Source organism: Croceicoccus sp., from assembly GCF_983967925.1.
This window is the reverse complement of the sequence record NZ_CFETID010000017.1, coordinates 1-24,907: the sequence shown is the minus strand read 5'-3', so window position 1 is coordinate 24,907 and position 24,907 is coordinate 1. Positions and strand designations below refer to the sequence as shown.

23 protein-coding genes and 1 tRNA gene are annotated in these 24,907 nt (G+C 65.5%); 15 read left to right on the top strand and 9 right to left on the bottom strand.

Annotated features, from left to right (window positions below):
• The first annotated feature begins 6 nt into the window (after positions 1–6).
• The 6 genes from AC4FIJ_RS10685 to AC4FIJ_RS10660 all read left to right on the top strand — a co-directional run bounded on the left by AC4FIJ_RS10685 (position 7) and on the right by AC4FIJ_RS10660 (position 6,037).
• A complete protein-coding gene (locus AC4FIJ_RS10685) occupies positions 7–1,983 on the top strand; it encodes a heme lyase CcmF/NrfE family subunit (protein ID WP_490336711.1) in 1,977 nt (658 codons plus the stop codon).
• Positions 1,980–2,564, top strand: coding sequence for a redoxin family protein (locus tag AC4FIJ_RS10680; protein WP_490336710.1), 585 nt, complete (start codon positions 1,980–1,982; stop codon positions 2,562–2,564). Before AC4FIJ_RS10685 ends, AC4FIJ_RS10680 begins: the two co-directional genes overlap by 4 nt.
• Positions 2,561–2,995 carry a cytochrome c-type biogenesis protein gene (locus tag AC4FIJ_RS10675; protein ID WP_490336709.1) on the top strand — a complete coding sequence of 145 codons (435 nt, stop codon included), beginning with the start codon at positions 2,561–2,563 and terminating at the stop codon, positions 2,993–2,995. The genes AC4FIJ_RS10680 and AC4FIJ_RS10675 overlap by 4 nt, the downstream gene beginning before the upstream one ends.
• The gene (locus tag AC4FIJ_RS10670) at positions 2,992–3,678 is read left to right on the top strand and encodes a tetratricopeptide repeat protein (protein ID WP_490336708.1); all 687 of its coding nucleotides are present in this window, start codon (positions 2,992–2,994) and stop codon (positions 3,676–3,678) included. Before AC4FIJ_RS10675 ends, AC4FIJ_RS10670 begins: the two co-directional genes overlap by 4 nt.
• A 169-nt stretch (positions 3,679–3,847) precedes the next feature.
• Positions 3,848–5,773, top strand: coding sequence for a potassium transporter Kup (locus AC4FIJ_RS10665; RefSeq protein WP_490336707.1), 1,926 nt, complete (start codon positions 3,848–3,850; stop codon positions 5,771–5,773).
• Between the two features lie 114 nt (positions 5,774–5,887).
• Complete coding sequence (locus AC4FIJ_RS10660) at positions 5,888–6,037, top strand: hypothetical protein (RefSeq protein WP_490336706.1); 150 nt, start codon at positions 5,888–5,890, stop codon at positions 6,035–6,037.
• Positions 6,038–6,099: 62 nt separating this feature from the next.
• Here the strand turns inward: AC4FIJ_RS10660 and AC4FIJ_RS10655 are convergent, their stop codons facing one another.
• From AC4FIJ_RS10655 to AC4FIJ_RS10635, 5 genes are all read right to left on the bottom strand, one after another.
• Positions 6,100–6,753: an inner membrane-spanning protein YciB gene (locus AC4FIJ_RS10655; RefSeq protein WP_490336705.1), complete on the bottom strand. Its 654-nt coding sequence runs from the start codon at positions 6,751–6,753 to the stop codon at positions 6,100–6,102.
• Positions 6,753–7,673 carry a signal recognition particle-docking protein FtsY gene (gene ftsY, locus AC4FIJ_RS10650; RefSeq protein WP_490336704.1) on the bottom strand — a complete coding sequence of 307 codons (921 nt, stop codon included), beginning with the start codon at positions 7,671–7,673 and terminating at the stop codon, positions 6,753–6,755. The genes AC4FIJ_RS10655 and ftsY overlap by 1 nt, the downstream gene beginning before the upstream one ends.
• Positions 7,670–8,890 (bottom strand): MiaB/RimO family radical SAM methylthiotransferase, encoded by a 1,221-nt coding sequence (locus AC4FIJ_RS10645; protein ID WP_490336703.1) that lies wholly within the window; start codon positions 8,888–8,890, stop codon positions 7,670–7,672. The genes ftsY and AC4FIJ_RS10645 overlap by 4 nt, the downstream gene beginning before the upstream one ends.
• The gene (gene dapF, locus AC4FIJ_RS10640) at positions 8,887–9,711 is read right to left on the bottom strand and encodes a diaminopimelate epimerase (protein WP_490336702.1); all 825 of its coding nucleotides are present in this window, start codon (positions 9,709–9,711) and stop codon (positions 8,887–8,889) included. Before dapF ends, AC4FIJ_RS10645 begins: the two co-directional genes overlap by 4 nt.
• Positions 9,712–9,800: 89 nt before the next feature.
• Positions 9,801–11,480, bottom strand: coding sequence for a putative bifunctional diguanylate cyclase/phosphodiesterase (locus AC4FIJ_RS10635; RefSeq protein WP_490336701.1), 1,680 nt, complete (start codon positions 11,478–11,480; stop codon positions 9,801–9,803).
• 367 nt (positions 11,481–11,847) lie between these two features.
• Between AC4FIJ_RS10635 and ffh the strand changes: the two genes are divergently transcribed.
• From ffh to rimM, 3 genes are read left to right on the top strand one after another with little or no spacing between them, the layout of a single operon-like run.
• A complete protein-coding gene (ffh, locus tag AC4FIJ_RS10630) occupies positions 11,848–13,326 on the top strand; it encodes a signal recognition particle protein (RefSeq protein ID WP_490336700.1) in 1,479 nt (492 codons plus the stop codon).
• Between the two features lie 49 nt (positions 13,327–13,375).
• Positions 13,376–13,843: a 30S ribosomal protein S16 gene (gene rpsP / locus AC4FIJ_RS10625; RefSeq protein WP_490336699.1), complete on the top strand. Its 468-nt coding sequence runs from the start codon at positions 13,376–13,378 to the stop codon at positions 13,841–13,843.
• Positions 13,844–13,863: 20 nt separating this feature from the next.
• Positions 13,864–14,409, top strand: a complete 546-nt coding sequence (gene rimM, locus AC4FIJ_RS10620; RefSeq protein WP_490336698.1) for a ribosome maturation factor RimM — start codon at positions 13,864–13,866, stop codon at positions 14,407–14,409.
• On the opposite strand, the gene AC4FIJ_RS10615 is transcribed toward rimM, so the two are convergent.
• The 4 genes from AC4FIJ_RS10615 to AC4FIJ_RS10600 form a co-directional block, all read right to left on the bottom strand.
• Positions 14,406–15,386 (bottom strand): threonine ammonia-lyase, encoded by a 981-nt coding sequence (locus AC4FIJ_RS10615; protein WP_490336697.1) that lies wholly within the window; start codon positions 15,384–15,386, stop codon positions 14,406–14,408. The genes rimM and AC4FIJ_RS10615 overlap by 4 nt on opposite strands.
• A 27-nt stretch (positions 15,387–15,413) precedes the next feature.
• Positions 15,414–16,313, bottom strand: coding sequence for a hydrogen peroxide-inducible genes activator (locus AC4FIJ_RS10610; RefSeq protein WP_490336696.1), 900 nt, complete (start codon positions 16,311–16,313; stop codon positions 15,414–15,416).
• 6 nt (positions 16,314–16,319) lie between these two features.
• On the bottom strand, positions 16,320–17,519 hold the full coding sequence (rnd, locus tag AC4FIJ_RS10605; protein WP_490336773.1) for a ribonuclease D: 1,200 nt from the start codon (positions 17,517–17,519) through the stop codon (positions 16,320–16,322).
• A gap of 113 nt (positions 17,520–17,632) precedes the next feature.
• Entirely contained in the window at positions 17,633–18,613 is a 981-nt protein-coding gene (locus tag AC4FIJ_RS10600; protein WP_490336695.1) for a hypothetical protein, read from the bottom strand.
• 474 nt (positions 18,614–19,087) lie between these two features.
• On the opposite strand from AC4FIJ_RS10600, the gene aspS reads away from it, so the two are divergent.
• From aspS to AC4FIJ_RS10570, 6 genes are all read left to right on the top strand, one after another.
• On the top strand, positions 19,088–20,905 hold the full coding sequence (gene aspS, locus AC4FIJ_RS10595) for an aspartate--tRNA ligase (RefSeq protein ID WP_490336694.1): 1,818 nt from the start codon (positions 19,088–19,090) through the stop codon (positions 20,903–20,905).
• Positions 20,906–21,077: 172 nt separating this feature from the next.
• Positions 21,078–21,314 (top strand): acyl carrier protein, encoded by a 237-nt coding sequence (locus tag AC4FIJ_RS10590; protein WP_047821044.1) that lies wholly within the window; start codon positions 21,078–21,080, stop codon positions 21,312–21,314.
• Between the two features lie 196 nt (positions 21,315–21,510).
• Positions 21,511–22,773 carry a beta-ketoacyl-ACP synthase II gene (gene fabF / locus AC4FIJ_RS10585; RefSeq protein ID WP_490336693.1) on the top strand — a complete coding sequence of 421 codons (1,263 nt, stop codon included), beginning with the start codon at positions 21,511–21,513 and terminating at the stop codon, positions 22,771–22,773.
• Between the two features lie 6 nt (positions 22,774–22,779).
• Entirely contained in the window at positions 22,780–23,754 is a 975-nt protein-coding gene (gene mltG / locus AC4FIJ_RS10580) for an endolytic transglycosylase MltG (protein ID WP_490336692.1), read from the top strand.
• Between the two features lie 425 nt (positions 23,755–24,179).
• On the top strand, positions 24,180–24,704 hold the full coding sequence (locus AC4FIJ_RS10575) for a 2'-5' RNA ligase family protein (RefSeq protein ID WP_490336691.1): 525 nt from the start codon (positions 24,180–24,182) through the stop codon (positions 24,702–24,704).
• A 126-nt stretch (positions 24,705–24,830) separates the two neighbouring features.
• Positions 24,831–24,907 (top strand) — tRNA-Met (locus tag AC4FIJ_RS10570).

The following is a 24,907-nucleotide window of genomic DNA, read 5'->3' as shown; positions in this document are numbered from 1 at the left end:
TAATTCATGATAGCGGAACTGGGTCTTGTGCTTTTGTGGCTGGCGGCGGCGCTGGCCCTGTTGCAATTCGCGTCGGGTCTGTGGGCGCTGGGCGGCGGCGACGGGCAGATGCGCGAGCAGCCTGCCGCCACGGTGCGTCCCGCCGCGGTGATGCAGGGCGTGCTGGCGGCGCTGTCGTTCGGCGCGCTGATGCTGCTGTTCGTGCGGACGGATCTGTCGGTGCTGCTGGTCGCGTCCAATTCGCATTCGGACAAGCCCTTCGTCTTCAAGCTGGCCGGTACATGGGGCAATCACGAAGGGTCGATGCTGCTGTGGGCGACGGTGATGGGGCTGGCGGGCGCGCTGGTGGCGCTGTTCGAACGCCGCCTGCCCGAAAACACCATTGTCGCGACCCTGTCCGCGCAGGCCTTCGTGTCGCTGGGCTTCTATGCATTTCTGCTGTTCAGTTCGAACCCGTTCGAGCGTCTGGATCCGGTGCCGCTGGCGGGCGCGGGGCTCAATCCGCTGCTGCAGGATATCGGTCTCGCGTTCCATCCGCCGACGCTTTATTTCGGCTATGTCGGCCTGTCGGTCGCCTTTTCCTTCGCGGTGGGCGCGCTGGTCACGGGTGAGGTCGGCCCCGCCTTTGCCCGCGCAATGCGGCCATGGGTGCTGGGTGCGTGGATATTCCTGACGGTGGGGATCACCGCAGGCTCCTACTGGGCCTATTACGAGCTTGGCTGGGGCGGCTGGTGGTTCTGGGATCCGGTCGAGAACGCCTCGCTGATGCCGTGGCTGGCGGCGACCGCGCTGCTGCATTCGGCCAGCGTGCTGGCGGCGCGCGATGCGCTGAGGACATGGACGATCATGCTGGGCGTCGTCGCCTTTTCGATGAGCATGGTTGGCACGTTCCTCGTCCGGTCGGGCATTCTGACCAGCGTGCATGCCTTTGCGGTCGACCCGGAGCGCGGATCATTCATCCTCGTCCTGCTTGCGCTGTATATCGGCGGGGCGCTGACGTTGTTCGGCCTGCGCGCCGCCTCGATCCAGGAGGGCAAGCAATTCTCGCTCGTCAGCCGCGAGGCGGCGCTGGTCTTCAACAATGTGATGCTGACCGCGATCCTCGCGATCGTGCTGCTCGGCACGCTCTATCCCCTGGTGACCGAGGCGTTCGGGACGCGCGTGTCGATCGGGCCGCCCTATTTCAATCCGGTGGGCGCGATCTTCGCGCTGCCGATGATGGTCGTGATGGCGGTCGGGCCTTTGCTGCGCTGGAGGGGCGATAGCGCGGGGCGCGCGGTCAGGCCGATGATCTTGCCCGCGCTGGCCGTGGTGGCCGTGCTGGTCGCGGCGCTGGTGCTGGCGCCGGGGATCGGGATCTTGCCGCTGCTGGGGCTGGGGCTGGCGGCTGGACTGGCGATTGCGAGCGTGTTGCCGCTGCTGGGCCGGAACCTGCTTCGCACACCGTTGCCGATATGGGGCATGGTGGTCGCGCATCTGGGGCTTGCCGTCGCGGTGGCCGGGATGGCGAGCGAAAGCGCCTTTTCGGTCGAGCGGCTGGTGGCGGCCCGCATCGGCGAGCAGACGGATGTCGGCCCGTGGCAGATCCGGTTGGCGGCGATCGATCCGGTGGCGGGTCCCAACTGGACCGCGCTGCAGGCGGATCTGCAGGCCAGCTATCGCGGCGGCGATCCGCTGTCGCTTGAGCCGCAGTCGCGCAGCTTCACCTCGCCGGTGCAAACGACCAGCGAGAGCGCGCTGGCGACGCGCTGGAACGGGCAGCTTTATGCCGTGCTGGGCGGTCAGGCCGACGATGGCCGCTGGCAATTGCGCCTGTGGTGGAAGCCGTTCGTGCCGCTGATCTGGCTGGGCGGTCTGCTGGTGGCCTTCGGCGGCGCGCTGGCGCTGGTCGGCCGCGTCGCCAGCGGCTGGCGGCGACAGTCCAGCATGCGCCGCATCGCGCAGCGCCGCGAGGTCAATCCATTGAGGAATACGAGCGCATGAGCGGTCAGCAGGAACGGCGCGGTGCCGCGTGGGCGATCTGGCTGCCGCTGGCGATCTTTGTCCTGCTGGGCGCGCTGGTCGCCTGGGGGCTTGCCAATCCGGGGTCGACCGAGGTGGAAAGCCGCATGATCGGCAAGCCGCTGCCCGATCTCGACCTGCCCGCCGCCACCGCCGAACTGCCCGCGGTGCCGCTGGGCACGGGCGCCGGTGCAGGTGCAGGGACAGGTGGCGCGCAAGGCCCGCGACTGCTGAACGTCTGGGCCAGCTGGTGCGTCCCCTGCATTGTCGAAGCACCGGTGCTGGGCGATCTGGCAGAGCGGGGCGTGCCGATCGACGGCGTCGCCATCCGCGACAAGGACACCGACATCGCCGCCTTTCTGGAACGCCATGGCAATCCCTATCGCGCCATTTCGCGCGACGATGTCAGCGCTTTGCAGATGGCCATCGGCTCTTCGGGCGTGCCGGAGACCTTCGTGATCGATGCGGACGGCATCATCCGATACCAGCATATCGGCCCGATCATGGACCGCGACGTGCCGATGATCCTGGCCAGGCTGCGCGAAGCGGAGCGGGCATCGTGAGGCGGGCACTGGCCCTTTGCGCGATTGCCGCGATCCTGCTGCTGGCGATTTTCACGCCGCACGGGCTGGCGCAGGACGCGCTGCCGCCTGCGCCCTATGCTTACCGGCAGCTCGACGATCCCGCGCAGGAGGCCGCGGCGCAGGATTTGATGGAGACGATCCGCTGCCTCACCTGTCAGAGCCAGTCGATCGCCGATTCCGATGCCCCCATGGCCGGCGACATGCGCAGCGAAGTGCGCCAGCGCATCGCCGCGGGCGAGGATCCGGAAGCCATCCGGCGCTGGCTGGTCGAACGTTACGGCGATTATATCAGCTATAAGCCCGAGGTGACCGGGCTGACGTGGCCGATCTATGTCGCGCCCGTTCTCCTTTTGCTGCTGGCGGCAATCCTGCTGCGCGGCCGGTTCCGCCGCAGGGAGGGCAACCCATGAGCTGGGTGATTGTCATAGCCGTCGCGCTCGCCGTGTTCGCGGCGCTGGTCATCGTGCTCAGACTGCCGCGTCCGGCATGGGAGCTGACGGGGGCGGTCCTGCTGCTGGCGCTGGCGGGCTATGCCGCGCAGGGAAGCCCCGGGCTTGCCGGTTCGCCCACGCCGCCGCGCGCTGATAGCGACAACAACGCCGCCGCGCTGGTCGAGACGCGTCAATCTATGCAGGCCGAATTCGCGCCCGGACGCCGCTATCTGATCACTGCCGATGCGATGGCGCGCAACGGCCGGTTCGCGTCCGCCGCGGCGATCCTGCGCGGTGCGATCCGCGCGCATCCCGACGATCCCGACGCATGGCTGGCGCTGGGCAACGCGCTGGTCGGTCATGCCGAGGGGGTCGCGACGCCCGCCGCGCTCTATGCCTATGACAAGGCGGCGACATTGGCGCCGGGCCATCCGGGGCCACCGTTCTTCGCAGGGCTGGCGCTGGCACAGTCGGGCCGTTTCGCCGAAGCGCGCGAGAAATGGCAGGGCCTGCTCGACCGCCCGCTTGCGCCCGGCAACACCGAGGCCGACGAACCGTGGCGTGCGGTTATCGGCGCGCAGGTCCAGCGACTGGACATGCTGATCGAGGCGCAGCGCCAGCAGCAGGCGGGCGGACAGGGCATGGCGGTGCAGCCGCAATGATCCGCCTGTCGCCGACATGGGCGGGGCATTGGAAGTATGCCCCGGACGGCCGCTTGCGGTGTGCCATGCTCGCTGCTAATCGCCGCAGCCTGCCGGCGGGGGCCTTCATGCCCGCGTCTGCGGACATGCCCGCGTCTGCGGACAAGCGCGTAGCGGAGTTTTTTCTGGCTTGAGCAGCGAATTTGCATCGCACGCGGGTGGTCACACGCTCGAAGGCAAGGACCGCACCAGCGCAAAGCTCAAGCTTGCGGCAGGCGCGGTGGGCATCGTCTTCGGCGATATCGGCACCAGCCCGCTCTATGCGTTTCGCGAAACATTCGTGGGGCCGCATCCGCTTGCGCTGGACAATCTGCACATCCTTGGCGTCGTCAGCCTGATCTTCTGGTCGATGACGCTGGTCGTCTCGATCCAGTATGTCACGATCCTGATGCGCGCCGACAACAAGGGGCAGGGCGGAAGCCTTGCGCTGGTCGCGCTGATTTCGCGGCACATCAGCGGCTCGCGCTTTGGCTGGCTGACGGTGCTGCTGGGGGTGATGGCGACATCGCTTTTCTATGGCGATTCGATGATAACCCCCGCGATCTCGGTGCTTTCCGCGGTCGAGGGGCTGACCGTGGTCGAGGCGCGGTTCGAACAATGGGTCATCCCTATCGCTCTGGTCATGCTGGTCGGCCTGTTCCTTATCCAGAAGCGCGGCACGGCCAAGGTGGGCGCGCTGTTCGCGCCGATCATGATCACCTATTTCATCGTGCTGGCGGTGCTGGGCGTCACCCACATCGTGCAGAACCCCGGCGTGCTGGTGGCGCTCAATCCCTGGTATGCCGTGCAGTTCTTCATGGTCGACAAGACGCTGGCGTTCCTGGCGCTCGGTTCGGTCGTGCTGGCGGTGACGGGGGCAGAGGCGCTCTATGCCGACATGGGCCATTTCGGGCGCGGGCCGCTGCGCATCAGCTGGTTCGGCTTTGTCATGCCCGCGCTGCTGCTCAACTATTTCGGTCAGGCGGCAATGGTGACCAGCCTGTCCGGGCCCGACGCGGCCGAGGCAATCCGCAATCCGTTCTTCATGATGGCACCCGACATCATGCGCTTTCCGCTGGTGATCCTGGCCATGCTGGCAACCTTCATCGCCAGCCAAGCGGTTATCTCGGGCGCGTTTTCGGTGACGCATCAGGCGATCCAGCTCGGCTTCATCCCGCGCCTGTCGATCCTTCACACCAGCGAGACCGAGGCGGGGCAGATCTATATCCCCGCAATCAACTGGGCGCTGATGGTGGCGGTGATCCTGCTGGTGCTGACGTTCCAGAACTCGTCCAATCTTGCCAGCGCCTATGGCATTGCGGTGACGGGCGCGATGCTGATCGACACCTGCCTGATGGCCGCGCTGCTGCTGGCGGTGTGGCGGTGGAAATGGTGGATGGCGGTGCCGGTCGTGGTGCTGTTCTTCATCGTCGACGGCGCCTATTTCGCGGCGAACGCGACAAAGGTGCCCGATGGCGGCTGGTTCCCGCTGCTGATCGGCGCGGCGGCCTTCACGCTCCTCACCACATGGGCCAAGGGGCGCAAGCTGATGCGCGAACGCATGGCCGAGGTCGCGCTTCCTATCGAGATCTTTGCCAAGTCGGCGACCAATTCCGCAACGCGGGTGCCGGGAACGGCGATCTTTATGGCATCCAGCACGGCGGGCGTGCCGTCTGCGCTGCTGCACAATATCAAGCACAACAAGGTGCTGCATGAACGTGTGGTGGTGCTGACCGTCAGGATCGTCGAATATCCCTATGTCGACCTGTCGAAGAGGCACGAGATCCACGACCTTGGCCACGGATTCTATCGCCTGGTGCTGAATTACGGCTTCATGGAAGAGACCGACGTGCCGCGCGCGCTGGCCGATATCGACAATTGCGGCGGCATGTTCGACATGATGAAGACCAGCTTCTTCCTGTCGCGCCAGACTTTGCTGCCATCAGAGAATCCGGGCATGATGATCTGGCGCGAGAAGATCTTCTCCTGGATGCTGCGCAATGCGGCCAATGCGATGGAATTCTTCCGCCTGCCCACCAATCGCGTGGTCGAGTTGGGAAGCCAGGTCGAAATCTGATCCTGCGGCCACGCTTGCGGCACGCGCCGGCGCCCGGAACCGTCCCCGTTTCGCCGTATTTTCTGTTATGATGCCGTTCCAACGAAAAGAGCATCATGAGAGAGGAGAGTCGCGATGAAGGAAGTCACAACGAAGGACCGCGAAAACGAACTGCGCCAGCTGATCGACAAGGTCAGCAGCCAGCCCAATCGCAGCTGGTCTGACGAGCGCAAGCGGATCGCCGTGCTGCAGACGCAGCTGGCATCCGAACACGCTGCCGCCTGACAGGCTGGCGTAAAGGCAGGGGCGGATCCGCGTGGTCCGCCTTCTGCGTATCATTCCGCGTATCAGACGGGCGGCTGGGTCGTCTCGACCTCGGTTTCCTCTTCCTTGCCCAGTCCCTCGCGCATCATCATCGGAAGCTGCATGAAGGTGAATAGGAAGGACAGTGGCATGAACAGCCAGAACTTGGCCGCCAGCCAGTCCTCGAACGGCAGGGCCGCGCGCAGCACCTCGTTCAGGATGGCGAGCGCGACGAAATAGAACCCCCAGTTGCGCGATAGGGCCATCCAGCCGCGATCGGACAACCCCTCGAACGCGGCGCCCAGCAGATATTTGAGCAGCGGCTTGCCCATGCGCCAGCCGACCAGCAGGGCGACCGCGAACAGCGCGTAGATGATCGTTGGCTTGACCTGGACGAACACGGGGTCCTGAAAAAAGATCGTCAGACCGCCGAAGAACACGATCAGCGCGGTCGACAGCATCAGCATGGGGGTGATGTGCCCCAGCTTCCATTTCGACATGCCCAGCGCCACCAGCGCCGCCACGATGAACGCGCCGGTGCCCTTTACCACGGCCAGCACCTCGGCCACCGAATTGCTGGCATCCTCGGGCGCGAAATAGCGATAGACCAGAAAGAAAATCAGCAGCGGCCCGTAATCGATGGCGAGGTTCAGCCAGCCGGATTTCTTCTTCGGCGCGGCGGTGTTTTCGTGGTCCATCAGGCTACTCCGGCAATCACGCGGGCGACGAGGTCGGGGTCGAAGGGCCGCAGATCGTCGATCCCTTCGCCGACGCCGATGGCGTGGATCGGCAGGCCGTATTGCTCGGCCGCGGCGACTAGTACGCCGCCGCGCGCGGTGCCGTCCAGCTTGGTCATGACAAGGCCGGTCACGCCCGCCACTTCGCGGAACACGTCGATCTGCGACAGCGCGTTCTGCCCGTTGGTGGCGTCGAGCACCAGCACCACGTCATGCGGCGCCTCGGGGTTGAGGCGGCCGAGCACTTTGCGGATCTTGGCAAGCTCGTCCATCAGCTCGCGCTTGTTCTGCAGGCGGCCCGCGGTGTCGACGATCAGCGCGTCGCTGCCCTTTTCGGTCGCGGCCTTGACCGCATCGAACACCACGCTGGCCGGATCGCCGCCTTCGGGGCCGGTGACGATGGGAACGCCCACCCGGTCCGCCCAGACCTTCAGCTGACCGATCGCGGCGGCGCGGAACGTGTCGCCCGCGGCCAGGATCACGCTGTAATCCTCTTCCTGGAACAGATGCGCCAGCTTGGCGATGGTGGTTGTCTTGCCGCTGCCGTTGACGCCGATCACCAGCACGACATGCGGGCGGGGGAAGGCGGTCACGTCCAGAGGTTTGGCCACCGGGCGCAGGATCTCCGCGATCTCGTCGGCCACCGCCTGCCGGATCGCCTGCTCGTCGGCGCCGCGGTCGAAGCGGCGGTCGGCAAGCTTTTCGCGTATCCGCATCGCCGCGCGCGGGCCGAGATCGGAGAGGATGAGCGCATCCTCCAGCTCGTCCAGCTGCGCATCGGTCAGGCGGGTCTGCCCGCCGATACCGGCGAGATTGCCCGCCAGACGGTCCGAGGTCTTGCGAAAGCCGCCGAAGACGCGGTCCTGCCAACTCTCGCTCATGCGGCTTCTCCGACCAGCAGGCCTTCGTCGCGGGCGGCGATGCGAAGACGGCGGGTTTCGCCCTGCTTCATGCCTTCCGGCAGGCGAACGGGTGCGAAATTGGCGGCGTGGCCGGTGCCGTCGCGTTCGGCCAGCACCGTCTGGGTCGAACCGATCAGTCCGTCCAGCCACCGGCTGCGCTGCCGCGCGACCGCTTCGCGCAATTCGGCGGCGCGGGCCTTTACCAGCACCGGATCGACTTGCGGCATGCGCGCGGCGGGTGTGCCGGGGCGCGGGCTGAAGGGAAAGACATGGCCATGGACGATATCGCAGGCGCTGACGATGGACAGATTATTGGCGTGCATGTCTTCCGTTTCGGTGGGAAATCCGGCGATGAGATCCGCGCCCACCGCGATTTCGGGGCGGCGGGCCTTCAGACGCTCGACAAGGTTGATCGCATCGGCGCGGCTGTGGCGGCGCTTCATGCGCTTGAGGATCATGTCGTCGCCCGACTGCAGCGATAGGTGCAGGTGCGGCATGAAGCGCGACTCGCTGCCGGCCATGTCCTCGATCAGCGGATCGATCTCCGCCCCGTCGATGGACGACAGGCGCAGGCGTTCGAGCGACGGGCAGGCGTCGAGGATGGCGCGCACTAGAACGCCCAGCGCGGGCGATCCGGGCAGGTCGTGGCCCCAGCTGGTCACGTCGACACCGGTCAAGACGATTTCGGGCGCGCCCTGTTCAAGATGGTCGGCAATTATCCGCACCACCTCGTCCACGGCAAGCGAGCGGCTGGCGCCGCGGCCCTGCGGGATGACGCAAAAGGTGCAGCTGTGGTCGCAGCCGTTCTGCACCGGCACGAAGGCGCGTGTGCGGACACGCGGTGCGGGCGCATCTTCGGCGGCGGGCAGAGAGCGGCCGGACAGCCAGGCGGCGGGCTCCAGCTTGGCGGCATTGGGGACCAGCCCGTCCACTTCGGGCATGGCGGACAGGCGTTCGCCCTCAATATCGGCGGCGCATCCGGTGACCAGCAGGCGCGCATCGGGATGGCGGCGGCGCAGGCGGCGGATTGCGCGGCGGGTCTGGCGGACGGCCTCCTGCGTGACGGCGCAGCTGTTCACCACCACGGTCGGGCTGGCGCTGGCGGTCAGCATGGCGCCGATGCGCTCACTTTCCGCCATGTTGAGGCGGCAGCCGAGCGTCACGACCTCTGCCTCTTGATGACCGGGGACGCTCAAGCGTAGGCCCCCCAGTCGAACGATCCGGTATAGGAAACGGTCGCGGGCCCGGTCATGGTGATCCGGCCCTTCGCGTCCGCCGTGTCTTCGCCCCATGCGATCAGCAAATCGCCGCCAGGCAGCGAGACCGTGACTTCGCGCTCCACCAGCCCGCGGCGCATCGCCCCAACGGCGGTGGCGCAGGCTCCGGTTCCGCAGGCCCGCGTCAGTCCCGCGCCGCGTTCCCACACGCGCAGCCGGATCGCGCTGCGCGACAGGATCTGCGCGGCATTCACGTTCACCGCCTGCGGGAAGATGGGATCCTTCTCGATCACCGGGCCGATTTCGCCGAGGGGGACGGCATCCAGATCCTCGACGAAGAAGATCGCGTGCGGATTGCCGACATTCACCGCTATCGGATTTTCGAGCATGTCCCAGCCCACCGGCATCGACAGCGTGTCCATCGCATAGGCCAGCGGGATCGCGTCCCAGTCAAAGCGCGGCACGCCCATGTCGACCGCGATACCCGCGGGATCGGGCCGGGCCGAGATCGTGCCGCCCAGCGTCTCGATCGTGACCGCATCGCCAGCGAGCAGGCCGACCGCGCGGGTCGCATTGCCGCAAGCCTCGACCTCGCCGCCGTCCCGGTTGAAGATGCGCATCTTGAGGTCCGCCGTGTCCGAAGGCTCGATCAGCACGAGTTGGTCGCAGCCGATGCCGGTATGGCGATCGGCGAGCGCCGCCGCGACCTCGCCATTAATCGGCGGCAGGGCCTGAACGCGGGCATCGAGCACGACGAAATCATTGCCGAGCCCATGCATCTTGGTGAAGGGGATGCGCATGATGTGCCGCATCTATGCAGCGGGCGGCGCTACGTCCAGTCCCGTGGGCATTCAGGGCGCGTGTTCAGGGGCGGGAAGGGCAAGCAGCCTCAGGCGCCCGCCACTTTCCGTCCGTCGTCGCCGCGCGGCGTCGGGGCAAGCCTCGGTTCACTGCGGACATCCTCGGCCAGCCGCGCTTCGCTCTTCAAACGGGCGCGAACCTTTTCGGCGGGTTCGGGGCGGCCATAGAAATAGCCCTGTCCCTTGAACTGGCCCAGCGTGCGGAGGCGGTCGCGCACATGCTCGCTCTCGATCCCTTCCGCCGTTACCGGCAGACGCATGCCCGCGCCGATCGAACTGATCGCGCCGACGAGCGCGGAATTGTCGCCCCCGCGGCCCAGTTCGGCGATGAAGCTGCGGTCGATCTTGATCCGGTCGAAGGGCAGCGCGCGCAATTGCGCGATCGATGCATAGCCGGTGCCGAAATCGTCGAGGCTGACCGATACGCCCTGGTTCTTGAGGCTGGTGACCAGCGAGCGAACCAGTCCGATATTCTCGTGCAGGCAGCTTTCGGTGACTTCGATCTCAAGCCGTTCGGGCGGGAATTTCGCCTCGGCCAGCAATTTGAGCAATTTCTGCGCGAACCACGGATCGCGCATCTGGATCGGCGAGATATTGACCGAGAGGGTCAGCGAAGGATCCCATTCGGCCGCGTCCTTCAGCGCCTGCGCGATGACCGATTCGGACAATTCCGCGATGCAGCCGATCTCCTCGGCGACCGGGATGAAGAAATCGGGCGTGACAAGGCCGAGCGTCGGCGACTGCCAGCGGGCCAGCATTTCGAAACCGGTCAGCTCGCCCGTTTCGACATCGACCTGCTGTTCGTAGAATGGCACGAACTCGCCGCGCGAAATGCCGCGCCGGATACCGCTTTCCAGCTCGCTGCGCAGCTTCAGCTCGCGCTCCATCTCGGGCGTGAACCAGTCATACCGGTTCCGGCCCAGTTTTTTCGCGTGATACATGGCGACATCGGCCATGTGCAGCAATTCGCCCGCCGCGTTCGATCCGGGATGGTCCAGTTCCACGCTGGTCGCGAGGCCGATCGAAAGACCGACGGCCAGCTCGCCGCCGTTGATGGCGATGGGTTTCTGGGCAATGTCGATGATGCTGGTCGCCAGCTGGTCGATCAGATCGGGCGAGGAGCGGCTATAGGGAACCACGCATGCGAATTCGTCACCGCCAAGCCGTGCGAGGCGGGCGCCCGGCGGCATCTGGGCGCGAATGCGGCGCGCGATCTCGATCAGCATGGAATCGCCTGCGCGGTGGCCGTTGAGATCGTTGATCTGCTTGAAATTGTCGAGATCGATCATCACGAAGGCGACCGCGTTGTCGGCCTTCTCGGCGTCGATCACCATCTCCTCGGTCAGCGGCAGAATGGATCGGCGGTTGAGCGAGCCAGTCAGCGGATCGGTCAGCGCCAGTTCGCGCGCTTCTTCTTCTGCGATGCGGCTCTTTTCGACCTCGCTGATCAGTTCGCGGTAACGCCGCCAGCCGAAGATGATGAGCGCGATGTTTAGCAGCAGCGCACTGGCGGCCCATTGCGCCGGGCCTTCGCTGTCGCCCGTGATAAAACCGATCACCTGCGGCATCACCGCACCCGCGTGCCCAACCAGCATGATGGCGGCGGCGATGATGACCCCCAACAGCACGAGATCGCGCTCCCCCCGGGGATACCGGTCGGTCAGGCGAATGACGCCCTCTGTCTGGGGATTTTCGGCGCGATTGTTCATCGCAAATTTGCTCCACGGCCCTTTGGCGCGTTTCCGGCGCCGGAACGGAATTGCTAGCCGCAAGACCCTAAAAAGAGGTTAAGCCGCGTTCGTGCCGCCGCGCCGCGCCCGGACCGCGGGAAGGCTTGCCATCGTGAGGGCCTGTCTGTATGAGGCGCCGCAGACGGAAAGGGCGGGCCATGGGCAGGCTCTGACCGGATCATGCACAAGGGCGGTTCCAGGCGGCACCGCACGCATTGACATACACGCTGGTCGGCGAGGTTTCGCCCACCGGCGTTTTCGGCGTTTTGCGCCGGATCTGAACGGCCACGCGGCGATTTTCGCGGCAGGCGTAACTGGAGAAGCGGCATGACAGCCGGAGGTGACCATGTTTGACGCACTGTCCGACCGGCTCGGCAATGTTTTCGATTCGCTGCGGGGCCGCGGCGCGCTGAAGGAAGACGATGTCCGCACCGCCATGCGCGAAGTGCGGATCGCATTGCTGGAGGCCGATGTCGCGCTTCCGGTGGTGCGCCGCTTCATCGACACCGTCACCGAACGCGCGATCGGGCAGGAAGTGCTCCGATCGGTCACGCCGGGGCAGCAGGTCGTCAAGATCGTCAATGACGCGCTGGTCGAAATGCTGGGCGGCGATCCCGCGGAAGGCGGCAGCGCGCAGGCGGCCAAGCTGGATCTCGACGCCAAGCCGCCGGTCGTGATCATGATGGTCGGCCTGCAGGGCTCGGGCAAGACGACCAGCACCGCCAAGATCGCCAAGCGGCTGAAGGAGACCGAGGGCAAGAAGGTCATGATGGCCTCGCTCGACGTCAATCGCCCGGCGGCGCAGGAACAGCTGGCCATTCTGGGCGAGCAGGCGGGCGTGGCGACGCTCCCGATCGTGGGGGGGCAGCAGCCGGTCGATATCGCGAACCGCGCGATTTCCTCGGCCAAGCTGCAAAGCTTCGACGTGCTGATGCTCGACACCGCGGGCCGCCTGCATGTCGACGAAGCGCTGATGGCCGAGATGAAGGCCGTGGCCAGCGTCTCGACCCCCAGGGAAGTGCTGCTGGTCGTCGACTCGCTGACGGGCCAGGACGCGGTCAATGTCGCGCAGAGCTTCACCGGCGAAGTGCCGCTGACCGGCGTGGTGCTGACCCGCATGGACGGCGATGCACGCGGCGGTGCGGCGCTGTCGATGCGTGCCGTCACCGGCAAGCCGATCAAGTTCGCGGGCACGGGCGAAAAGCTCGACGCGATCGAGGCGTTCCATCCCTCGCGCGTGGCCAATCGCATTTTGGGCATGGGCGACATCGTGTCGATGGTCGAAAAGGCCGCGACCGCCGTCAAGGAAGAAGACGCCGAACGCCTCGCCAAGCGCATGGCGAAGGGGGAGTTCGACATGAACGACCTTCGCATGCAGCTGCAGCAGATGACCAAGATGGGCGGCATCGGCGCGATCGCAGGCATGCTGCCGGGCATGAAGAAGGCCAAGGCGGCGATGGCGCAGTCGGGCATGGACGACAAGGTCCTGCTCCACATGGACGCGATCATCTCGTCGATGACTCCGAAAGAGCGCGAGAAGCCGCAGCTTTTGAACGCGCGTCGCAAGAAACGCATCGCGGCAGGGTCCGGCACGCAGGTGCAGGACGTGAACAAGCTTCTGAAAATGCATCAGGAAATGGCGAAGGCCATGAAGCAGATCAAGAAGATGGGCGGGCTGAAGGGTCTGGGCCAGCTGTTCGGCAAGGGCGGTCTGGGCGCGGCCATGCCGGGGCTTGGCGGCGGCGGCGGAATGGGCGGCATGCCGGGCCTTCCGGGCGGCGGAGATATTCCGCCCGAGCTGCAGGATCTGCTCAAGAAAAAATGATTTAACCGTAATTTCAGTGATTTGAATATTGTTCGAAAGGTAGTTTGATATGGCAGTTGCAATTCGTCTGGCGCGCGGCGGCGCGAAGAAGCGTCCCTATTACCGCATCGTCGTCTCCGACACGCGCAGCGCGCGCGATGGCAAGTATCTGGAACAGGTCGGCGTCTACAATCCCGTCCTGCCCAAGGATTCGGAAGATCGCGTCAAGCTGATCGAGGACCGCATCCGTTATTGGCTGGGCGTCGGCGCGCAGCCGACCGACCGCGTTGCTCGCTTCCTCGACGCCGCGGGTATCCAGGAGCGTGCGGCTCGCAACAACCCCAAGAAGGCGGAGCCGGGCGAAAAGGCCAAGGAACGCGCCGAGGAAAAGGCTTCGAAGGCCGCTGAAGCCGAGGAAGCCCGCAAGGCTGCCGAGGAAGAAGCCAAGAAGCCCGCAGAAGCGCCGGCTGAAGAAGCGGCTGCCGAAGAGGCGCCTGCTGAAGAAGCCGCGGCTGAAGAGACTGCGACCGAAGAGTAAGATCGGTAAAGGCCGGACTGATGGCGATTGCCCAGCGTATCGTGCTTGCCGCCATTGCCGGCGCGCATGGCGTGAATGGCGAGGTCCGGCTGAAACTGTTCGGCGAAGGCGTGGAGTCGCTGAGGCGATTCCGCGCCTTCACGCTTTTGCGCGAGGTACCTTCCGGTATTGGGGGCGGCGAATCGCGCGAGGTCAGCCCCAAGAAATTGCGGGACGACGGCAAGGGCGGGGCGATCCTGAAGCTGGCCGGCGTCGACAATCGCAATGCGGCCGAGGCGCTGCGCGGCATGGTGCTGACCGTGGCCCGCGAGGAACTGCCTCCGCTGGAAGAGGGCGAATATTACCACGCCGATCTGCTGGGTCTGTCCGCCGTATCCGATACGGGCGAGGCGCTGGGCACGGTGATCGCCATCGACAATTACGGTGCGGGCGACGTGATCGAGATCGAGCGGCCAGCGGCGGAGGGCGAGAAGCCCAAGCGCTTCATGGTGCCGATGCGGCCCGAAGCGGTGCCCGAATGGGACGCGGCGCGGATCGTGATTTCGTCCGACTTCGCGGCGGATTAATCGCCGCCGACTATTTCGGCGAACAAGCCGCCGTCGACGTTCGATCCCGATATGACCACCACGGTCGCGCCATCCGCAGCGGGCGCCTTGCCTGCCAGCAGCGCGGCGAGCGCGACGGCGCCGCCCGGTTCGACCACCAGCTTCAGCACCTCGAACGCATAACGCATGGCGCGGCGAACCTCGTCGTCCGTGACCGCCAGCCCGCCGCTCAGGAGAGCCTTGTTGATCGGGAAGGTCAGGGCGCCGGGCGTCGGGGCCAGCAGGGCGTCGCATATCGACACGGCATCCGCCGCGACGGGCTCGCGTGTTCCTGACGTCAGCGATCGGGCCGTATCGTCAAAGGCCGCGGGTTCGACCGAATAGATCGCCGCATCCGGCAGACAGGGCCGCATGGCGGTGGCAATGCCGGCCACCAGCCCGCCACCGCCGCAGCAGACCAGCACCTGGCCGATGGACGCGCTTGCCTCGTCGGCCTGCTTGAGTATTTCCAGCCCGACCGTGCCCTGACCCGCGATGATGAAGGGATCGTCATAGGACGGCACCAGCACCGCGCCGCGCTCCTCGGCGAGGGCGGTGGCGATGGTCTCGCGCGACTGGGTCCGGCGGTCATAGGCGACGATATCTGCCCCAAGCGCGCTTGTGTTGGCCGTTTTAACCGACGGCGCATCGGCGGGCATCACGAGGGTGGCGGGAATGCCCAGAATGCGCGCCGCCGCCGCCACACCCTGCGCGTGATTGCCCGACGACCATGCGACCACGCCTTTCGCGCGGTCCTGCTGAGGGATACGAGCAAGCCGGTTATAGGCGCCGCGAAACTTGAACGCGCCTCCGATCTGCGCGCCCTCGAACTTCAGCAGGACGCGCCGTCCGGTGCGCTCGTTCAGGAACGGAGATTCGATTAAAGGCGTGCGAACTGCCACGCCGCGGATCAAGTCCGCCGCACCATCGACATGCTGCGGTCCGATGGCAAGTGCCAATTCCTGTCCTGCCGGGTCCTGCACGGCCTAGCCCTCGCGCAGTTCCTTGGCGAGCAGCCTGAACTCGTCCGCGCGGGGCGAGCCGCGCCGCCAGACCAGCGCGATCTGGCGCGCCGCGTTCTTGGATTTCAGCTGTCGGGCCACGACATTCGTGCCGTCCAATATCCCCGATTCCAGCGCCATTTCGGGCAGCATGGTAAGGCCCAGCCCGTTGTCCACCATCTGCACCAGCGTATGGAGAGAGGTGCCGATCATCGTGGCCGATGCCCGCAATTCGGGCCGGTTGCAGGCCGCCAGCGCATGTTCCTTGAGGCAGTGCCCGTCTTCCAGCAGCAGCAGGCGCGCCTCGTCTATCATCGAGGGCGGCACGAGTTCGGGCGGATCGCGCGGATCGTCCTTGGGAAAGGCGACGAACAGGCGGTCGTTGAACAGGATTTCGCTGTCGACCTCGCCGGTCGCGAAGGGCAGGGCCAGCAGCACGCAATCGGCGCGCCCGTGCTGCAGCGACTCGATGGCGTCGGCGCTCGGCTCCTCGCGCAGGAAGAGCTTGAGGCTGGGGCGCTCCTTGCGCAGGCGCGGCAGGATCTTGGGGAGCAGGAAGGGCGCGATGGTGGGGATCACGCTCATGCGCAGTTCGCCCGACAGCGGCTTGCCCGCCGACTGGACGAGTTCGGCCAGCTCCTCCGCCTCGCGCAGCAAGACATGCGCCTTGTCCACCACGCGCTCGCCCAATGGCGTAAAGCGCACCACGCGGCGGGTGCGTTCGACCAGCGTGACGCCCAGCAGCGATTCCAGCTCGCGAATGCCGGCGGACAGGGTGGACTGCGAGACGTAGCAGCTTTCCGCCGCGCGCCCGAAATGGCGCTTTTCGTGCAGCGCCAGCAGATATTGCAGCTGCTTGAGCGTCGGCAGATAGGTGTTCTTCAAGGCACCCTATTCCGTCGCAGCGGTTTCGGCGGCCAGGGGGACATCGTCGATGTGGGTCATTTTCAGATGTCCGTTCTCGACCGCGAAGGCCAGCTTGCCTTCGACCAGATCCAGCGCGTCGCGCCCGAATTCCTGATAGCGCCAGCCTTCCAGCATCGGTAGGTTCTTGCGCACGCCCGCGGCCAAGGCCTCAAGATCGTCGGCGCGCGCGATGAGACGCGAGGCGACATCGATCTCGCGGCTGCGAATCTTGAGCAGCAGCTTGAGCAGATCGGCGACCAGTGCGCCTTCCTTGCCCAGCGGCACGCCCTTCTTGCGTTCGGGCATCTCGTCCTTGGGAAGCGGTTCCGCCTCGTCCAGCACCTTCATCAGGCGTTTGCCGATGTCATTGTCCTTCCACCCGCCCGACAGGCCGCGCACCTTGGCAAGATCGCCCTGCTTCTTCGGCGGATGGCTGGCGAGATCGGCCAGGGTCTCGTCGCGGATGATCCGGCCGCGCGGGATGTTCTTGTCCTGCGCCTCGGTCTCGCGCCAGGCGGCCAGCGCCTTCAGCCGGCCCAGAACCTGCGCATTGCGGCCCGGCGAGCGGATGCGGTGCCACAAGGTTTCGGGATCGCTGGCATAATTCGAGGGGTCGGCCAGCCGTTCCATCTCGCGGTTCAGCCATTCGCCGCGGCCGGTCTTCACCAGCTTCTTCAGCATCTTGGGGAAAATGCGCGAGAGATAGGTGACGTCGCCGATGGCATATTCGATCTGACGCTCGGTCAGCGGGCGTCGGCTCCAGTCGGTAAAGCGCGCGCCCTTGTCGATCTGGATATTGAGCCAGCTGTCGACGAGGTTCGAATAGCCGATCTGTTCGGACTGGCTGATCGCCATCATCGCGATCTGCGTATCGAAGATCGGATGCGGCGTCTTGGCGGTCAGATTATAGATGATCTCGACGTCCTGGCCGCCCGCGTGAAAGACCTTCAGAACCTCCTCGTTCTCGGTCAGCAGGTCAAGCAGGGGCTTGAGATCGATGCCCTCGGCCAGCGGATCGATCGCGGCGGCTTCCTTGCCGTCGGAGATCTGGACGAGGCAGAGCAGCGGCCAATAGGTCGACTCCCGCATGAATTCGGTGTCGACGGCGACGAAATCGGCCGTGGACATCCGCTCGCAGATGTCGGCCAGCGCGTCGGTCGTGGTGATCAGTTCGTGAATTTTCATGGCTTCGGGCGGGTTACGCCGCATGAACGCCGCTTGCAATCATGCGTGGGGGGCGCATCCCCCTCTTTTTGCCCGTCACAGCCGTTTTTGCGGCCCGGAGCGCCCCGATCACGTCAGGCCGGGCGGCGGCGCAGGCGTTCGAACAGGCTGGAGACGAGGCTGGTGGGGGTCGACGCCGTATCGTTCGCAGGCTCCTCGACCGGCGCGGCATCGCGGATGCGGCGGCGCAGGCTGGTGCCGCTGACTTGTGTGTCGTCCTGAAAGATGCTGCCCGGATCGTAATCGGCGGGGCGCGGGGCGAGCGACAGGCTGGCGAATTTCGATTCCTCGACCTCGCCTTCCTCGCCGTCCTCGATCAGATCGTAATATTCCGCGCGTGTGTAGACCGGCGCGTCGAAGAAGGGATAGCTCTCGTTGCTGCCGACCAGCACGGTGACGGGTCGCGGCAGGCCGCGCCCTTCGATCACTGCTCGCATCGCCTGATGCAGGCGCACCGCGACGAAGGCATGGCCCATCACCAGCGCGTCATTGTCGGCGGGCAGGGGCAGATCGCCCAGCTCGCGCCTGCGCTGATAGGCCAGCACTTCGCCATAGATGCCGCCAAGCCCGCGGACCTGCACCTCGGCGCCCGCTTCCTCGAACGCGCTGCGCCATACGCCTGCCTTGCGGCCATAGCCGTGATTGATCTCCTCGCGCCCGGCGCGGGCAAAGGCAAAGGCGCTGTCGGTGAAATAGAGCGTTTCGAGATCGGGTTCGCGGAAATTGCCGCGTTCCGGATCGGGCGCGGGCAGGGTCACCGGCGCGCTGATGTCGACCGACATGGCGGTCACAGGTTGTTCCGGCCGGTCGATCTTGCGGAATGTCTGGTCCAGAACCTCCCAACCGATCAGCCGCACGGCGCTGACGGGCGTCGCCTGCGCCAGCTTGGCGATATCGTGCCGGCCGTCGTTCAGTTCCATCAGCTGCGCTTCGATCAGCGTCGCGGCGACATCGGGCTGTCCCCGGCGCATCAGCGATTCGACATTGCCGAGAAACTGTTCGAGCTCTTCCTCGGACTCGAAGATCTCGCTGGCGAAAATGTCGGTTACGGACATGAACATGCTCTCCTGGCCCGCGGATCGGGGGTTCACCATCAGTTGATAACCGGCCTTTGGTTAAGAATGGCTTGGCCAGCATGATTAACGCGGATGGCGGCGTGGCGCTGCTCAGGCCCGTTCAGCCGTCCGCGATGGAAACACGATCAAGAGGCGGAAGAAGCGGCTGAATATCCGCGCCAGCCACCAAATCCGCCTCTTGCCCGGTGTCGGCGCGCCTTTCGGTCTGCCGGTCCGAACGATCGATCCTCGCAGGACAGCGTTAAGATCGGGTAACCATCGGCGGTAGGATCGGCCGCATGATTGGTGCCGTGATCTTCGGCCGGAAACGCTCTGCCTACCGAAATGCGGACCGGTGCATCGGCGCACTGGAAATGAGGGACGGTTTGACCTAGTGCGCGGCGCAGCAATCGATAAAGGTGGCCGACAGCGGACACCGCATCATCCAGACCAGACGAGAAGCGAATTTTTGCCATGCATGCCTATCGCACCCATACCTGCGGCGCCCTGACTGCCGCCAATGTCGGCGAGACCGTCCGCCTGTCGGGCTGGATCCATCGCAAGCGCGACCATGGCGGCGTGCTGTTCGTCGACCTGCGCGACCATTACGGCATCACCCAGATCGTCGCGGACGAGGATAGCCCCGCGCTGCAGGTGCTGGACGGGCTGCGCGTGGAATCGGTGGTCACCATCGACGGCGAGGTCAAGGCGCGGTCGGCCAGCACGGTCAACGCGAACCTGCCGACCGGTGAGATCGAGATCTATGCCCGCGGCATCACGGTACAGAGCCGCGCCGAGGAACTGCCCATGCCCGTTGCGGGCGAGCAGGAATACCCCGAGGAGATCCGGCTGAAGAACCGTTTCCTCGACCTGCGGCGCGACAAGGTGCATTCCAACATCGTGCTGCGTTCGAAGGTGATCTCCTCGATCCGCCGCCGGATGACGGATGCCGGTTTCACCGAGTTCCAGACCCCGATCCTGGGTGCGTCCAGCCCCGAGGGCGCGCGCGACTATCTGGTGCCCGCGCGCATGCATCCGGGGCGCTTTTATGCACTGCCGCAGGCGCCGCAGATGTTCAAGCAGCTGCTGATGGTCGCCGGTTTCGACCGCTATTTCCAGATCGCGCCCTGTTTCCGGGACGAGGATCTGCGTGCCGATCGCAGCCCTGAATTCTACCAGCTCGATTTCGAGATGAGCTATGTCACGCAGGAAGACGTGTTCCAGACGCTGGAGCCCGTGCTGGCCGGTGTGTTCGAGGAGTTCTCGGGCGGCAAGACGGTGACCCCGGCGGGCACCTTCCCGCGCATCCCCTATGCCGATGCGCTGCTGAAATATGGCAGCGACAAGCCGGACCTGCGCAACCCGCTGATCATCTCGGACGTGACGAGCCATTTCGAACAGTCCGGCTTCGGCCTGTTCGAGAAGATCGTCGGCAGCGGCGGCAAGGTGCGCGTGATCCCCGCGCCGAACACCGCCGACAAGAGCCGCAAGTTCTTCGACGACATGAACAACTGGGCACGCCAGGAAGGCTTCGCGGGGCTCGGCTATGTCACCCGGAAGGGCGGCGACTTCGGCGGACCGATTGCCAAGAATCACGGGCCCGAGCGCATGGAAGAGCTGTATAACGAGTTGGGCCTTGGCCCCGACGACGGGCTGTTCTTCGCGGCTGGCAAGGAAAAGGACGCGGCCAAGCTGGCAGGCGCCGCTCGCACCCGCACGGCCGAGGAACTGGGCCTGATCGAGGAGGGCTGCTTCAAGTTCTGCTGGATCGTCGACTTCCCGATGTTCGAATATGACGAGGACCTCAAGAAGATCGATTTCAGCCACAACCCGTTCTCGATGCCGCAGGGCGAGATGGAAGCGCTGGAAACGCAGGACCCGCTCGACATCCTGGCGTGGCAGTACGACATCGTGTGCAACGGATACGAGCTGTCGTCGGGTGCGATCCGGAATCATCGTCCCGACATCATGTTCAAGGCGTTCGAGATCGCGGGCTATTCGAAGGAAGAGGTCGAGGCGAATTTCTCGGGCATGATCAATGCGTTCAAATATGGCGCGCCGCCGCATGGCGGTTCGGCGCCGGGCATCGACCGCATCGTCATGCTGCTGGCGGAAGAGCCGAACATCCGCGAGGTCATCGCCTTCCCGATGAACCAGCGCGCGCAGGACCTGATGATGGGCGCGCCGAGCGTGGTCAGCCCGAAACAGCTGCGCGAGCTGTCGATCCGCACGGTCGAGCCGCCCAAGGCCACCCCGGCCGACAAGGCGCGCGTCGACCAGATCGGCGATTGAGGCGGCGTGTCCTGAACGCTGGCAATCGGGCGGGCATGGCGGTAATTGTTAAGCGCCTGTCACCCGCTCTTGCCAGCGGCGCACAGTCCGACTAGGGCCACGCCTGAGATTTTATCCGATCCTGTCACGTTACGCTCGGGGCAGGACAGTTTTAGTACCGAGAGGTTTATTCATGAGCGACACCGAGGAACGCGTAAAGAAGATCGTCGTCGAGCACCTGGGCGTTGAAGCCGACAAGGTGACCATGGACGCGAGCTTTATCGACGACCTGGGCGCGGACAGCCTCGACATCGTCGAGCTGGTGATGGCGTTCGAGGAAGAGTTCGGGGTCGAAATCCCCGACGATGCCGCCGAAAAGATCACCACCGTCGGCGACGCGGTGAAATATATCGAAGAGCACAAGGGCTAAGCCTGCAAGGGGCCGGCCCCTGCCGGTTCTGCTCTGATCGCCTGCGCGTCCTTTAGGGGGCGTAGCGGGCAAACGGCAGGCTCGGCCCCAAGTGGCTGGGCCTGCTGCGTTTCGGGGCGGAGCGCGGAATCAGGCGGCCGGGCAGAGGGCAGGATGTCCGCCCGCGGGCGGATTGGCCGAAAGGAAAGGATCACCCATGCGCCGTGTCGTTGTCACCGGACTTGGACTTGTCACCCCGCTTGGTGCGGATGTCGAAACCGTGTGGGCGAACCTGATCGCCGGCAAGTCGGGCGCCGGGCCCATCACGCGATTCGATGCGAGCGACCAGAAATGCCGCATCGCCTGCGAGGTGAAGCCCGCCGACCATGAATATGGCTTTGACCCTGACAAGCGCGTCGACCACAAGGTCCAGCGGCAGGTCGATCCGTTCATCGTCTATGGCATCGACGCCGCGGGACAGGCGATCGAGGACGCGGGCCTTGCGGATATGCCCGAGGAAATGCGCTACCGCGCGGGCTGCTCGATCGGTTCGGGCATCGGCGGTCTGCCGGGGATCGAGAAGGAATCGCTGGTGCTGGCCGAAAAGGGCCCGAGCCGCGTTTCGCCGCATTTCGTCCACGGGCGGCTGATCAACCTGATCAGTGGTCAGGTTTCGATCAAATACGGGCTGATGGGGCCGAACCATGCGGTCGTGACCGCCTGCTCCACCGGCGCGCATTCGATCGGCGATGCCGCGCGCATGATCAAGGACGGCGATGCCGACATCATGCTGGCGGGCGGAGCGGAAGGCACCGTATGCCCGATCGGGATTGCCGGATTTGCACAGGCCCGCGCTCTTTCTACCGGTTTCAACGACGAGCCGACCAAGGCCAGCCGCCCCTATGACGAGGCCCGCGACGGCTTCGTGATGGGCGAGGGCGCGGGCGTCGTCGTGCTGGAAGAGTATGAGCATGCCAAGGCACGCGGCGCGAAGATCTATGCCGAGGTCGTCGGCTATGGCCTGTCGGGCGACGCCTATCACGTGACCGCGCCGCATCCCGAAGGGTCGGGCGCCTATCGTTCGATGGAGATGGCACTGAAGAAGGCCGGCATGACGCCTGCCGACATCGACTATGTCAACGCGCACGGCACCAGCACGCCGCTGGGCGACGAGCTGGAACTGGGCGCGGTGCGCCGTCTGTTCGGCGATGCGATGGACGGCGTGTCGATGTCCTCGACCAAATCCGCCATCGGCCATCTGCTGGGCGGCGCGGGCGCGGTCGAATCGATCTTCTGCATCCTGGCGATGCGCGACCAGATCGTGCCGCCGACGCTCAATCTCGATAACCCGAGCGAGAGCTGCAAGGGCGTCGATCTTGTGCCCCACAAGGCCAAGAAGCGCGAAGTGCGCGCGGTGCTGAACAATTCGTTCGGCTTTGGCGGCACCAATGCCTCGCTGATCATGAAGGCGGTGGACTAGTCCGTCATGAAACGCGGCTGCAGCGTCCTTGTCGCCATTCTCGTGCTGGCGGCGCTGGGCGCTGCCGGCTGGTTCATGGCCGGATGGTACGGCGGCGCAGGGCCGGACAAGGCGACCAGCTTTGTCGTCCCGTCCGGCGCCACGCTGACATCGACGGCGGACAAGCTGGCGGAAGAGGGCCTTATCGGCTCCTCCGACGGCTTCCTGCTGCGCGCGAAACTGCTGGCCAGCGGCGATCCGGTGAAGGCGGGGGAGTTCGCGATTCCCGCCGGCGCCAGTCCCGCGACCATCCTCGACATCCTGCAGCACGGCGAGGTCATTCGGCGCTTTGTCACCGTGCCCGAGGGGCTGCCCTCGATCATGGTGCACGAACGGCTGATGGCCGAACCTTTGCTGACAGGCGAGGTTGCGGTCCCTGCCGAAGGATCGGTCCTGCCCGATAGCTATGACTTCGAGAGAGGCGAGGCGAGAGCGGACGTGCTGGCGCGGATGCAAGAGGCGATGGGCGAATTTGTCGCATCCGAATGGCCGAAACGCGACAAGGACCTGCCCGTTACGACGCCGCAGCAGGCCGTGACGCTTGCCTCGATCGTCGAGAAGGAGACAGGAGTCCCGCAGGAACGGCGGATGGTGGCTGGCCTCTATACCAACCGCCTGCGCAAGGGGATGCGGTTGCAGGCCGATCCGACGATCATCTACCCCATCACCAAAGGCAAGCCTCTGGGCCGCCGGATCAGGCGCAGCGAGATCGACGCGGTGAACGGGTATAACACCTATTCCATGGCTGGTCTGCCGGTGGGGCCGATCACCAACCCCGGACGGGAATCGATCCTGGCCGTGCTGCATCCCGCCGATACCGACGCCGTCTACATGGTCGCCGACGGATCCGGCGGTCACGCATTCAGCGATACGCTGGACGGCCATAATGACAATGTGGCCGCATGGCGCGCGCTGCGCCGAAAGCGGGGCGAGATCGAGTAGGATACCCGCTCCGCGCAAAGCGGCTGCCGCAGCGCGCATGCCGTCAGGGCCGCGGATAAGACTGCGCGCAATCCTCATAATTTGCCAGCGGAGCTGTGGTTGCGCCGCAGCGTGGCCTTTCGTTGAGGCTTTGCGCAGAGCGGAGAGACGGAATTGCCGCATTTGGCTGGCATCCGGGCATGGAACGTGCCGGATTAGCGACAGGCCGCTTCGCAGATGCGGAACGGGGGCAGCGCTTCCTCGTTTGGGCGTCATGGCTCTCGGACATGCTCGCCGCAGTGATGTGGACGATCAATAGCCCGACGCCTGCACGCTTTGGCGACGCGGTTCTTCCGGGCCGTGTGGACGGGGCGGACGACACCACTCCCCCCCTCCAGGTGTCGTCCGCCCTCGTTCTGGCGGCGTGTTGCTGCCATACAGGCGGCATGACCAGCCCCATCATCGTGACCGCCGCCCTGCCGCCAGAGATATTCTCTTATGCAAACGGCCTCAGGACCGAGTACTTTCCGCCCGAGCGCAATTATCTGTCAGCGCATCTGACCCTGTTTCACGCGCTGCCTCCATCGGTCGAACCCGAACTGCGCGGCCTGATGGCCGACCTCGCAAGGGAATTTCCGCCACCTCCCGCCCGCATGAACCGGATCGTCAGCCTGGGGAGGGGCACGGCTCTCGGTATCGAAAGCGATGCCCTGATGGCGCTGAGAGACCGGATCGCCGACCGATTTGCCGGGTGCCTGACGCCGCAGGACAATCATCGTCCGCGCCTGCACGTGACGGTGCAGAACAAGGTCAGCCCCGACGAGGCCCGTAGGCTGCAAGCGCAATTGTCGTCCGGTTTCACCCCGCGCGAATTCACGATTCCGGCGCTGGAGGCCCATTATTATCGCGGCGGGCCATGGGAAGAGGCGGGCCGCTGGCCGCTGCGCGGCAGACCGGCGCAGCGCCGATGACAAGCGATGTGAATGCGATGTCGAATTCCCTTCAACTGCCGTATTGACCGCCGCCCGCACTACCCCTAAGAGGCGCGCCTGCCGCAGGTGCGGGCCACTGGCCAGACCGTCGCGGCACCCTTCGGGGGCGGAGTAGCTCAGGTGGTTAGAGCAGCGGAATCATAATCCGCGTGTCGGGGGTTCGAGTCCCTCCTCCGCTACCA